The organism is Cohnella faecalis, from assembly GCF_003570905.1.
In the GTDB taxonomy this organism is placed as follows: Bacteria; Bacillota; Bacilli; order Paenibacillales; family Paenibacillaceae; genus Cohnella; species Cohnella faecalis.
The window spans coordinates 160,096-172,484 of the sequence record NZ_QXJM01000016.1; the positions used below are offsets into that span (position 1 = coordinate 160,096).

Below are 12,389 nucleotides of genomic sequence, written 5' to 3' on the forward strand. Positions count from 1 at the left end.
ATCCGTATGGCGGCAGAGACGGGAAAGCCGGAAAAGCGCACAAAAGTCCGGGCTATCGTGACAGGAGCGACGGGAATGGTAGGGGAAGGCGTCTTGCACGAATGCTTGCAGCATCCGGACGTCGAAAGCGTGCTGGTCGTCAATCGCAAGCCATGCGGAGTAACTCATCCTAAGTTAACGGAAATCATCCATTCCGATTTTTACGATCTATCGCCTATCGAATCCAGGCTTGCCGGTTACAATGCGTGCTTTTTCTGCCTCGGCGTCTCGTCCGTAGGAATGAAGGAGGAAGAGTACAGCCGGAAAACGTACGATCTGACCATTCACATGGCCGAGCGGCTGGCAGGACTGAACCCGGACATGGTGTTCTGCTACGTATCGGGAGTCGGGACGGACAGCACCGAGAAGGGCAAGAGCATGTGGGCCCGCGTCAAGGGAAGAACGGAAAATCGCTTGCTGCGGCTGCCCTTCAGAAGAGCGTATATGTTCCGGCCCGGTTATATTCACCCGACGAAGGGGCTTAACAATACCCACCGCTATTACGCGGCGCTAACGTGGCTGTACCCTGTGCTGCGGAGAGTGTGGCCCGGCAGCGTGATTACGCTTCGCGAGGTGGGAAAGGCCATGATCCATTCCGTTACGAATGGCTATGAGAATGCGATTTTGCACAGCAAAGACATTGCCAAGCTGGCTCGGGACTAACCGATCTCGCAACTCCATCGCCGAAGCGGACGTCCAAGGAAGATGACCTTTTAATGCGGATAGGGTGAGCGATGTGATTATTTGGATCAACGGCGCCTTCGGGGCCGGCAAGACGCAGGCGGCACATGAATTGCACAGGCGGCTTAGCCATTCGTTCGTGTTCGATCCCGAAAACGCCGGATTGTACATTCGCAAAAACATACCAAAGGAAGTTTTCAAGGACGATTTTCAGGACTACGTTATGTGGCGCGAGTTCAATCTTGCCATGTTGAAATACATTGATGCGGAATACGACGGTATCCTGATCGTTCCGATGACCGTGGCGAATCCGCTTTATTTCAACGAAATAATTGGCAGTTTGCGAAATGACGGCATCGTCGTGAATCATTTTACGTTATGCGCGTCGAAGGAGGTTCTGCTTCGAAGATTGCGGTCGAGAGGAGAGGGCGGCCAATCTTGGGCTGCGCGGCAGATTGACCGATGTTTGGCCGGTTTTGAAGATGAAGCGTTCCGGCATCATTTGCAGACGGACCTTATGTCGATAGAAGCCGTGGCGGAAACGATCGCCTCGATGTGCGATCTCCCTCTATTACCCGACCGGCGAGGGGCGATTCGCAAGAGGATCGATCGAGTGAAGACGCAAATTAAACATATCCGATTTTTCCAGTAGCACGGATTTTTCCCCATAAATTGAAGACGGAATCCCAAGAGGCGGCGGGCCTGCGAATGATAAAGTGGGGTTACGGTTCGTCAGGGAAAAATACGTGCGAATAGGGGAGCGGGATACGGTGACATTGCGAGCGCTAGCGGAAAAAGTGTGGGAGCGGATGACGAAGGACCATGCCGGAGAATGGGGAATGGATATCGATCAGTGGGACTGGGTGCCGGGAGTCGGCGTCATTGCGACGCTTGAATACGGCGAAGCCGTCGGTCGGCCGGAGGCGATGTCTTATCTGGAACGATGGATAGCCCGCAATAAGGAAAAGGCCGGGCAAGCCAAAGTCATTAACGCGATCGCTCCTTTTGCGATATTCCCCGCGCTGTACAGACTCACCGGAGATGAAAGCTACAGAGAAGAAGCCGTCCGCGCCGCCGAATGGCTCGTGTCGGAAGCACCGCGTACGCGGGAAGAAGCTTTCGAGCATACGGTGACGGAGAACGTGGCGTTCGCCGAGCAGGTATGGGCGGACACCGTGTTCATGGCCGTGTTGTTCTTGGCGCGAACGGCGGCGATGGTTGGCGACGAAGTGTATGCCAAGGAGGCGCAGCGGCAAGTCCTCATCCACTTGAGGCTGCTGGAGGATACGGATAGCGGCGTGCTGTTCCACGGTTGGAACTGCGGCTCCCGCGATCATATGTCAGCAGCGAGGTGGACGAGGGCGAATGCCTGGATAGCGGCGGGCGTGCCGCTTATTCTGAAGGAGACGGAGCCGCTCATCCCTGCGCCCGGCGAATTGCGGGAGCGGTATGCGCGGTTGATGGAAGCTCTTGTTCGGTTTCAGCAGGACGACGGACTGTGGAGCACCGTGATGGATCGCCCGAATTATTATCGCGAAACGTCCGGCAGCGCCGGTATCGCTTACGGACTGCTGAAAGCGATGGACGGGGGCTTGATCCCGTATGAGCGGCGCTTCAAGGAGGCGGCAGACCGGGCGCTGCAAGCGATTAGTCCGTTCATAGCGGACGACGGCACGGTTGGCGGCGTATCCGGCGGAACGCCTGTGATGGAGAGCGTGGAGGCTTACGATCGGGTGCCGATCTATCCGACCTTGTACGGTCAAGGCCTCGTTCTGATGCTGTTGGCCGAATCGATTCGGCAGGAAGGCGACGAGCGCGATTAACGAAAGACCCGTCATGTCCCCCCTATTTATTCAGGCCATTCGGAATGTTCCGGATGGTCTTATTGTTGCGTCTTTTGGAATCGGTAACTTCTTGGCGTAACTCCCGTTGCTTTTCTGAAGGTGCCGTAAAAATGGGACAAGTCGCCGAAGCCGGCACGGCTTGCGACCTCGGTTATCGATAAAGCCGTATCCGCAAGCAGCCGCTTGGCTTTGTTCAGCCGATACTCGGTCAGGAATTGCTTGATTGTCGTCCCGGTTGTTTCCTTGAACAGTCCGAACAGACGAGATCGGGACACTGGGAAGCGCCAGAGCAAATCTTCGATCCGTATCTCCTCCTGGCAATGCGCGACCAAGTAGGCTAATACATCGCCGACCAGCAGTTCGTCCGCCGAACGTGGCTGTGAGTCGTTCCCGGCGGCTTCCTCCAAATTAACCACAAGAAAGACAACCTCGGACATGATCCGAAGTATCGTTAGCTCGTACAGAAAGCTTTTTTCAAGAAGGGTTTGTTCGAGCTCCTCAAGCAAAGATTGGACACGGCCGAATTGCGGCATGGGGAGAAAATAATGGCTTCCTGCGGTGCTTCTTTCGCCCGCCAGCAATTGGAGAAGATCGGGTTCGGTCGTCGGGCAAGCGTCGTTCAGCAGCTTTAGGTACGAAGTGTCGACGGAAAGCACAAACCGACGGAACGATGATAGAGAGCCGGAATAAGCGCGGTGAATGGCGTGCGGGGGAATAACGGTGAGCGTTCCCGCGTGCAAGGGGAACAGCCGATCTCCCACCATATAGAATCCGGAGCCGCTTACGCACAGGTATAGCTCGAAGCCTTCGTGGGCATGAAGTGTTTTTTGTCCGAGAGGTCCCGTTCGAGACACGCACTGAACCGGGTATTCGGCAAGAATTCGATTCGTCAGCTCATCCCATTCATAGGCCTCCGTCGGCTCGGAGCGTTCGTTGGACAATCGATTCGCCTCCCGATCAAGTCCGCTTTCCTAAAATCATCATATCATCGCACGCCGGAATAGGAGATTTTTTCTTGCGGACAATTCAAGAAATGGGCTGCGGAACCGGTCGAAGGTTTCCGCTTGACAAGGAAATCCCGAATGTTATTTTGTGTGGGTAGTTATTAAAATACTTTTAAAAAGTGTTGTTGTATAGGGGTGCCTTTGTATGAAGCAGATCGGCGGCAACGCTATCGTTATCAAAGAGGTTAACGTTAACTTCGTGCGGAAAGCGTTGAAGACGCAAGGGCGGGCCACGAAGCAGCAGCTTGCGCAAGCAACGGGATTAAGCATCGTTACGGTCGGTACGGTATTGCGCCTTTTGCTGCTGGAGGGAGAAGTTCTGGAGGGAGAGCCGATCTCTTCGAGCGGGGGAAGACCGGCCCGGCAATATGAATATAACGCCGAATATGCCCTGGCTCTTCTTCTATTTCCTCACGAATCGAACGGAACGATCAAGGCTCGAAGCACCGTGGTCAATCTTATGGGCGCACTCGTTTTTGAAACGGACGAACCGGTCGAGACGATCGACATGCCGACTCTTGAACGAATCATCGACGAGCGGATAGCCTCGTATCCTTCCATGCGGGCAATCGGCTTAGGTTTGCCGGGCGCCGAATACGACGGCAAAATGATCGTGTCGGATTATGAAGCGTTGCTGGGCGTTTCCGTTACCGAGCATCTTCGCACCCGATACGGAAAGCCCGTCATTATGGAAAACGACGTGAACGCCGCGGTCATCGGTTATGGCGAAAGAACCGGAGCTGGCGAACAATCCACGATCGTCTACTTGTTCTTCCCGGAGCGATACCCTCCTGGGGCCGGTATTTTAATTCAAGGAAAGCTATACAAGGGCAGGGGTCATTACGCGGGCGAGGTGGCGAACATTCCTCTCGGTGTTTCTTGGGGAGATGCTTCCCTGATGAATTCGTTCGATGAGCTCTGCGAAGCGATAGCCAAACTTACCGTTGCGGTAAGCAGCGTCCTCGATCCGAATGTCGTCGTTCTGCACGGTCGCTTGATAAGCCAGGAGCATTTATGCAGCATTGCGGATAAATGCGGCGCGCGCCTTCCGAAGACAGCGGTTCCGGCCATTATGCTGTCGAACGATTTCGAGGCCGACTATTTGAACGGCTTGATCGCTTTGACGTTGGCTACGCTGGAGCCGACGATCGTCTTATCGAGAAAATAAGTTTTACAGCTAAAGGCGGTTAGACAACATGGCTACTTTCTTTTTGATTATTATCTATTTGGCATTTATTAGTCTGGGATTGCCCGATTCGCTGCTCGGCTCCGCATGGCCGGTTATGCAGTCGGATATCGGAGCGCCGCTTGGGGCCGCCGGATTGCTATCCATGACTATTGCGGGAGGCACCATCGTCTCCAGCTTGGCGAGCGGAACGGTGATAAAGCGGCTGGGCACAGGAAAAGTTACGCTCATCAGCTGCTTCATGACCGCCATCTCGCTATTGGGATTTTCCTTCGCGCCTTCGTTAATTTGGCTTATCGCGTTAGCGGTGCCGCTTGGCTTGGGGGCGGGCTCCGTCGACGCGGGCTTGAATAACTACGTGGCGACTCACTACAAAGCGCATCATATGAGTTGGCTGCATTGCTTCTGGGGAGTCGGGGCGACTCTTGGACCTGTCATCATGTCCGGGTTCATCGCGGAAGACGCTTCCTGGAGAAACGGATATTTGGCCGTTGCCGTCATCCAGTTTGCATTAGTCGTTCTGCTGTTTGTTACTCTTCCTCTATGGAAAAGGGTGAATAATGGCCATGCCGAAAGCCGCGCGGAAATGGAAGAGAACGAAGCGGGGCTGGGGCCGGGGTTGGCAACGGAAGCCGTAAACCCTTTGCGAATGAAGGGTGTCAAGCTCACGCTGGTTACCTTCTTGTTCTACTGCGGCTTGGAAACGACGGTCGGCTTATGGGGGAGCAGCTTTCTCGTCAACGTTAAGGAATTGACGGCGGTTACGGCGGCTCAATGGGTATCCCTGTATTACGCGGGAATTACGGTTGGCAGGTTGATTACCGGGTTCGTAACTTTGAAGGTCGGCAACCGCATTCTCGCCCGCTCGGGTCAGCTCATTGTACTGGCCGGGCGGCGCTGATCCTGCTTCCGTTGCCGTCCGTATGCGTCCTGATCGGTTTTATTCTGGTCGGCATCGGATGCGCGCCGATTTATCCATGCTTGCTGCACGAGACGCCCGCGCGCTTCGGCAAAGGGCAGTCCCAGAAAATTATGGGCTATCAGATGGCTGTCGCTTATACCGGTTCAACTTTTCTGCCGCCTCTTCTCGGCTGGATCGCCTCACGGACCACAATCGGAATATTTCCGTATTTTGTCGTGGCGTACGGTATCGCTATGCTTCTAGCCTCGGAAAAAGTAAACCGTTTATTTAGACCGAGTCGTTTGAATTGATCTTCGAAGAACGCTGACAGCACGCTGTCAGCGTTCGTTGTTTATTATTAGATGAGCAACGAAAATTTCGTTAAGGAGTCTCCAAAAATGAGCGCATACCATAAGACGCCTCGCAAAAGCGACGCAACTGAGAAGCAGCGTGTTCCCGTGCTCGGGACGCGCGCCTTGAACCGCGCTTTGCTGGCAAGGCAAATGCTGCTGCGACGAGAAAAGCTGCCGGCACTCGACGTCATCGAGCGTCTGGTCGGCATGCAAGCTCAAGCTCCGAATGCCCCGTATTTCGGTCTATGGACCCGCATCGAAGGCTTCGCCCAAGAGGAACTATCCCGGCTTATTCAAGATAGAAAGGCCGTTCGAATCGCGCTGATGCGCTCGACTTTGCATCTGGCATCCGCCGAGGATTGCTTGCAGCTGCGTCCGTGGGTGCGAGCCGTTCAGGAAAAAGGCTTGGCAAGCACGTATGGCAAGCGGCTGGCCGGCATCGATGCTGATGCGCTCGCAGCGGCTGGCCGCGAAGCGGTTGAAGCCGAGCCGCTTACGTTCAGCGAGCTTGGCAAAAGCTTGCAGAAGCGGTGGCCCGGTCGCGATCCTGCCGCCCTCTCTGCGGCTATCCGAACTTATGTGCCGCTAGTTCAAGTGCCGCCGCGCGGACTGTGGGGCGAGGGCGGGCAGGCGGCGCACACTTCCGCGGAAGCGTGGCTCGGCCAGCCTCTTTGCGCCGAGCCTTCGGCGGAGAGCATCGTTCTAAGATATTTGTCCGCGTACGGCCCGGCATCCGTCAAGGACGTCCAGGTATGGTCGGGGCTTACCCGGCTAGGCGAGACCATCGAGAAGCTTCGGCCGCAGCTGGCCGTTTTCCGCGACGAGGCTGGCCGGGAGCTGTTCGACGTGCCCGACGCTCCCCGGCCGGATGCGGATACCGATTGCCCGGTACGATTTCTCGGCGAGTTCGACAACATCCTTTTGTCCTATGAGGATCGCAAGCGTATCCTTCCCGAAGAATACAAGAAGCGGGTATTTACCGAGAACGGTATTATCCGGTCCGCGATACTCGTAGACGGGTTCGTCTCCGGATTATGGAGAATCGCCCGGAGCGGCGGTACCGCAACGCTCATTATCGAACCGTTCAAGACACTTTCCACGCGGGAACGCGACGCGCTGGCCGAGGAAGGAACACGCTTGCTTGAGTTTGCGACGGTCGATAGCGGGGAATCCCGTGTGATTGCTTTTGTTTCTTCGTAAGTATGCTAACAATGGAATGGAAAAATTGTAAAATTTGTCGAAAACTCTGCTATTATAGGATTGGGAATTTCTTTTTAGCGGAGGAGGACTTGGTTGCGCTTTGACTTACATAATAGAATTTATTAAAACAGCATTTCCAAATCCTTATGTAGCTTTTTTCTATATCACTATCATTTGATCAGCAAAGGACCGATAAGGCATTAGACTGCTATTCCGAATTGGAGTTGGAAATATACAAATATTTGCACGATCAATCTGACTTCTTCGATGTCGCAGAAAAGATGTCCAAAGCATCTTCTCTAATGCCCTATGAGTTGTTAAAGGAATCGATGCAATGTAAAAATGAAAGTGACATTGAAAAAAGAAAGGGACTCATTGAAGAGCTCTATACGAAAATTAAGGATGAAATCCTCCGCTTAAAACGAAATCAATACGATTCTATAACTTCTAAAAGCAGTGATGGTGTAACTTCAATTGAAAACTTTATGAAGTCCAAGCTTGCTCCTTTTGTTTATCCTCTCATGCCTACCTTTTGTAATTTAGTTCTGCTGTTACTTACAATTTACTTTATTTTTTTAATGAGTGAGTCGACAATAACACAACAAATCTTATATATTTCAGTGGTCATGGCCGTCGTTATTTATGGAACACTTATGATTTCTATGGTGAGTCTTGTTATTATTAAAAAGCGGTTCAACAATTCCTGGTTGAATTGGATGTTATTCTTTCTCTTTGTTTTATCGCCGTTATCTCTTTTTGAAGGCCCTTGGTATCGAGGCATCATTGCAATAGTGCTCATTATTGCATACGGCTTCTATGCCGCTAAGAAAAGCATAAAGAAATCTATACCGTAAATCGTGAGGAAGAACCAATTTATCCCAAAAAAGAAAAAACAACACGCCGATCCATTCGGCGTGTTGTTTCGCATTCAAAGCTTAATAAGCCGTCCATCCCGCATCGGCGGTAACGACGGTGCCGTTGACGAAGCTGGCATCGTCCGAGGCAAGGAACAGCGCGACCTTGGCAATCTCTTCCGGCTCGCCCGCGCGAGGATTCAAGCTGATCCCGGCCATGGCTCTTTCCATGCCGAATGGGTTCGGTTCGGTAATCGAAGTGCCGATATTGGTGTTGACTCCTCCCGGAGCAATCGCATTGCAGCGAATTCCCTGGGTCGCATATTGGAACCCGACGTTTTTCGTAAATCCGACAACCGCATGCTTGGAAGCGGTATAGGCAGCGCCCGCTCGGGAGCCTTGCAGTCCGCCTGCCGATGCGATATTAACGATAACGCCGCTTTTCTTCTCGGTGAAGAGCGGAAGCACTTTGCGGGTTGTCCGCATCGGGCCGGTTGTATTAATGGCGAAAATCCGCTCCCACAGCTCGTCGGTCAGATCGGCTGCCGGGACGAAGTTATCCATGATCCCCGCATTATTGACGAGAATGTCTACTGTGCCGAATGTTTTCACGGTTGTATCGATTAAGTTCTGAACGTCATCTTCTTTGGCTACATTCGCCGCTATGGCAATTGCAGTGCCGCCCTTGGACTCAATGTCCGTTACGACCGTCTGCGCGGCATCAATGCGCAAATCGGATACAACAACCTTGGCGCCTTCGGATGCATAGAGCTCGGCAATAGCTTTTCCCATGCCTGAAGCGGCACCTGTAATGACGGCAACTTTACCAGAAAGTCTCATCTGAAAATACCTCCCGTTGTTGTACAGATGTTCAATAACAATACATCCGTTTAATTTGAGTATAATAATAAAGGCACAGACCGGACAATCAGTAAAAACCGTTCAAATGTCAGCTAACGAACAAATCGGACGACAATGTTGAATAAAAGGATGATCAGTATGTCCCAACCGGAGAAAAAAGTGGATCGCCGAGTCATTCGGAGCAAAGAAGCGCTTAAGCAAGCTTTGTTGAAGCTGATGGCTGATAAAGATTTCGACGCTATAACGATCACTGAAATTGTAGAGTTGTCGAATTATAACCGCGGAACTTTCTACACTCATTATGTGAACAAGGAAGCGTTGCTCGACGACATCATCGACGAACTGATTCGGGAGCTGCTGAAGTCTTATCGTTCTCCCTACGAGAACCAGGATATTTTCCGAATTAATGAGCTGACTGCCAACTCCGTTAGGATTTTCGAACATGTTCTCCACTATTCATCGGTCTACGCGATTCTGCTTCGAAGCAATGTCATTTCGAATTTGCGAGAAAAGATGTTCCGGGCGTTGAAGGATGTTTCGATGAACGAGCTCGTGTATTCCGACAACGGCATCAACCCCGAGCTTCTGGCTAATTACGCGATCCACGGACTGCTCGGCCTTATTTTCTATTGGATAGAGAGCGGGTTTGCGTACTCGTCGTCCTATATGCAGGAGCAACTAATCCTGATGATTCAGTGGCGGCCAACGGAGGCAAAGACGAACGTCGTCCCGGAGAGGTAGGGCGTGTATTTTGCGAGTCCCCCTCCCGCTTATCTTGTCCATACCGAGGCCAGCGTCCGAATGCCTAGTTCGATCTGTTCGGAGGTTAACCCGCCAAAGCCCATCACGAAGCTGGAAAAGGGAGAACCCGGCTGTTCGAATACGGTCGATGATTCCTCTTCCGAAACATGATAACGCGAGGCCGGATCGACTTTGATCCCGCACGCCGCCGCCCTTCGGACAAGCTCCTCCATCGGTTCATTCGAATGGACTCGCAGCAGCAGATGCAGGCCCGAAGAGGCGCCGGACACATTCGCTTGCCCTTGGAAATGCGTCTCAATGGCGGCGATCAGCGTCTTCCTGTTGAGGTCGTACGATTTTCGCATTTTTCGGATATGCCTATCCAGATGCCCTTTCGCTATGAAAAGCTCCATCGTTTTTTGCGTCAACCGGGATGCCGTCTGATCGTAATGCGCGAACTCTGCGTCGAATCGTTCCAGCAGAACGGGAGGCAGAACCAGATAGCTTAGCCGAACGGCGGGAGCAAGCGCTTTGGAGAACGTACCCAGATAGATGACGCGGCCTGTCTTGTCCATTCCCTGAAGCGCGGGCAGAGGCCGCCCTTCGTATATAAATTCGCTGTCGTAATCGTCCTCGATAATCCAGCCGTTTGTTCTATTCGCCCATTGCAGCAGCTTCGCTCTCTTGGCGGCCGGAAGTATCGTTCCGTAAGGAAGCTGATGCGAGGGCGTTACATAAACTCCGCTCAATGAAGCTTGAGTCAGGAGCGTGTCACAGCTCAGGCCGTCTTCTTCCAGCGGAATCGGAACCGGGCGCAGGTGCTGCTGCCGAAAAATACGATAAATGCCGGGATGCATCGCAGCCTCGACGGCAAGCTTTCCCCGCTCGCTGCGAATAAGAGAGCTCAAGATTAGGATGGATTGCTGGGTTCCGGAAGTAACGATGACTTGCTCCGGCTCGCACACAACGCCCCGATTTTGCCGCAGCAGCGACCGGATGAGGTTACGCAAATACGGCTCGCCTTTTCCGTCTCCGTAATGGAACAGACTTCGATCCGCTTCCCGCAGCGCTTGTGCGCTCAGTTGTTTCCACAGCCGGAGCGGAAAAAGGTCCATGTTGACGGAGTCGTGGCTGAAATCGAGCTTGATTGGTTCGATGGGCTCGTCGTCGGCGCTTGTTTTCGTTGACCCGGCGAGCAGATCGGCGGGGGAGGCTGGCGGAGCCTCAGCAGAGGGGGGCCGTTCCAGCTCGACGGCAAAATAACCGCTTTTCTCTTTATTGACGACGTACCCCTCCGCTACCAAGTGGGCATAGGCTGTCTCGACCGGATTGCGGCTTAAGCCGAGATGCTGCGCGAGCGCTCGAATAGAGGGCAGCTTTGCGTGCCGCGGAATCGCCCCGAGCAAAATTTGTTCTCTATAGAAGCGGTAAATCCGCATATAGCTCGGCTCGTTCGAAGAGCCGTCGAATGGCGGAGGGATGAGCACGGAAGAGGTCTCCTTCTGTGGCAGACTATTTTGCAGCACATCAATCTGTCATTAAGTATAGAAAATTTCTGTCCATTTGAAAATGACACTTGCTCGCTATAATCGAAAATAGAGCTTGGACTACTATTCGATAGGAGCGATAACATGGACGCAGGACGGACGTATAGAGACGCAGGAGTAGATATCGACAAGGCGAACGAAGCGAAAGCCGGGATGACGGGCTCGATGGTGACGGCCGACCGCCGCGTAATCCACAAACCGGGGGCGTTCGCCTCTCTGTTCGTTGCCGATTTCCATGACGTCGCTAACCCGGTGCTTGTGATGAAGGCGGAAGAGCCGGGATCCAAGCAGCTGTTGGCGTTCAAGCATGGCAGAGTAGAGAGCATCTGCTACGATCTCGTTAACCATTTGGTGAACGACATTATTGTAATGGGTGCGAAGCCCGAAGCGGTTTTGGACACGATTTTGTGCGGGAAGCTGGATAAAGAGACGGTCGTCGACATTGTGAAATATATCTCCAATGCTTGCCGGGAGCAGGGCTGCAGTCTGATCGGCGGGGAAACGTCGGAGCAGCCGGGCCTGCTGGCCGAAGGCCGCTACATGCTGAACGCGAGCATCGTAGGGGTGGTGGACAGGAACAAAATAATAGACGGTAGCCGAATTCGCAGAGGAGATGCCGTTCTCGCCATCGCTTCGAACGGACTCCATACGAACGGTTACTCGCTCGTCAGACAAATGATGGAGGCAGCGCCCGAAATCGAGAACCTCGTGATTGATGGCGAGCCGTTTCTGGATGCCATTCTCCGTCCGCACAAGTGTTACTATGGGCCGCTGAAGGATTTGTTCGAGCGGGGAGCCGTCCATGGGATGGCTCATATTACGGGCGGGGGAATTGCTGGAAATCTAGCTCGGATTTTGCCGGAGGGGACGAGCGCGAGAATCGACTTAAGTCTAATCGAGGTGCTTCCGATATTCAGCGTCATCCGTTCCTTCGGCAACGTACCGACCGAGGATATGCTGCGAACGTTCAATATGGGAGTCGGGTTAACGGTCGTTGCCGATCCGGCGGACGTTCCGGTTATTCGAGAGCATCTTCGGGTGGTTGGTTGCCATTCCTATACGATCGGGGAAATCGTGGAGGGGGCGCAACAGGTCGAATTTTTGGGCCAGCTGCGATGGGATTAAGCTGGGGTCAATCTTAAGCGGACTTGCGAAGGCGATCATGATTGAAAAAGAAG

Annotated in this window: 11 protein-coding genes and 1 pseudogene; 9 read left to right on the forward strand and 3 right to left on the reverse strand. The window is 53.1% G+C overall.

Translation table 11 applies throughout. From position 1 onward, the window contains the following. Window positions 1-6: 6 nt before the first annotated feature. The 3 genes from D3H35_RS03005 to D3H35_RS03015 all read left to right on the forward strand — a co-directional run bounded on the left by D3H35_RS03005 (window position 7) and on the right by D3H35_RS03015 (window position 2,543). On the forward strand, window positions 7-702 hold the full coding sequence (locus D3H35_RS03005) for an NAD-dependent epimerase/dehydratase family protein (protein ID WP_119147710.1): 696 nt from the start codon (window positions 7-9) through the stop codon (window positions 700-702). Window positions 703-775: 73 nt separating this feature from the next. Further along, window positions 776-1,372: an AAA family ATPase gene (locus D3H35_RS03010; protein WP_119147732.1), complete on the forward strand. Its 597-nt coding sequence runs from the start codon at window positions 776-778 to the stop codon at window positions 1,370-1,372. A 118-nt stretch (window positions 1,373-1,490) separates the two neighbouring features. Beyond that, window positions 1,491-2,543 carry a glycoside hydrolase family 88 protein gene (locus D3H35_RS03015; RefSeq protein WP_233567720.1) on the forward strand — a complete coding sequence of 351 codons (1,053 nt, stop codon included), beginning with the start codon at window positions 1,491-1,493 and terminating at the stop codon, window positions 2,541-2,543. Window positions 2,544-2,602: 59 nt separating this feature from the next. Here the strand turns inward: D3H35_RS03015 and D3H35_RS03020 are convergent, their stop codons facing one another. Beyond that, on the reverse strand, window positions 2,603-3,505 hold the full coding sequence (locus tag D3H35_RS03020) for an AraC family transcriptional regulator (protein WP_119147711.1): 903 nt from the start codon (window positions 3,503-3,505) through the stop codon (window positions 2,603-2,605). A gap of 208 nt (window positions 3,506-3,713) precedes the next feature. Between D3H35_RS03020 and D3H35_RS03025 the strand changes: the two genes are divergently transcribed. From D3H35_RS03025 to D3H35_RS03040, 4 genes and pseudogenes are all read left to right on the forward strand, one after another. Continuing rightward, window positions 3,714-4,736 (forward strand): ROK family protein, encoded by a 1,023-nt coding sequence (locus D3H35_RS03025; RefSeq protein ID WP_119147712.1) that lies wholly within the window; start codon window positions 3,714-3,716, stop codon window positions 4,734-4,736. A 28-nt stretch (window positions 4,737-4,764) separates the two neighbouring features. After that, window positions 4,765-5,966: pseudogene (locus D3H35_RS03030) on the forward strand (MFS transporter). An 87-nt stretch (window positions 5,967-6,053) separates the two neighbouring features. Next, on the forward strand, window positions 6,054-7,208 hold the full coding sequence (locus tag D3H35_RS03035; protein WP_119147405.1) for a winged helix DNA-binding domain-containing protein: 1,155 nt from the start codon (window positions 6,054-6,056) through the stop codon (window positions 7,206-7,208). Window positions 7,209-7,450: 242 nt separating this feature from the next. After that, on the forward strand, window positions 7,451-8,062 hold the full coding sequence (locus D3H35_RS03040) for a hypothetical protein (RefSeq protein WP_147355696.1): 612 nt from the start codon (window positions 7,451-7,453) through the stop codon (window positions 8,060-8,062). A gap of 81 nt (window positions 8,063-8,143) precedes the next feature. Here the strand turns inward: D3H35_RS03040 and D3H35_RS03045 are convergent, their stop codons facing one another. Then, a complete protein-coding gene (locus D3H35_RS03045) occupies window positions 8,144-8,902 on the reverse strand; it encodes an SDR family oxidoreductase (RefSeq protein WP_119147407.1) in 759 nt (252 codons plus the stop codon). A 159-nt stretch (window positions 8,903-9,061) separates the two neighbouring features. Here D3H35_RS03045 and D3H35_RS03050 point away from each other — a divergent pair, with 159 nt between their 5' ends. Beyond that, on the forward strand, window positions 9,062-9,664 hold the full coding sequence (locus D3H35_RS03050; protein ID WP_119147713.1) for a TetR/AcrR family transcriptional regulator: 603 nt from the start codon (window positions 9,062-9,064) through the stop codon (window positions 9,662-9,664). 29 nt (window positions 9,665-9,693) lie between these two features. Here the strand turns inward: D3H35_RS03050 and pdxR are convergent, their stop codons facing one another. Beyond that, window positions 9,694-11,151, reverse strand: a complete 1,458-nt coding sequence (pdxR, locus tag D3H35_RS03055) for a MocR-like pyridoxine biosynthesis transcription factor PdxR (protein ID WP_119147714.1) — start codon at window positions 11,149-11,151, stop codon at window positions 9,694-9,696. 144 nt (window positions 11,152-11,295) lie between these two features. Here pdxR and purM point away from each other — a divergent pair, with 144 nt between their 5' ends. Then, on the forward strand, window positions 11,296-12,336 hold the full coding sequence (gene purM, locus D3H35_RS03060) for a phosphoribosylformylglycinamidine cyclo-ligase (protein ID WP_119147715.1): 1,041 nt from the start codon (window positions 11,296-11,298) through the stop codon (window positions 12,334-12,336). Window positions 12,337-12,389: the final 53 nt, after the last annotated feature.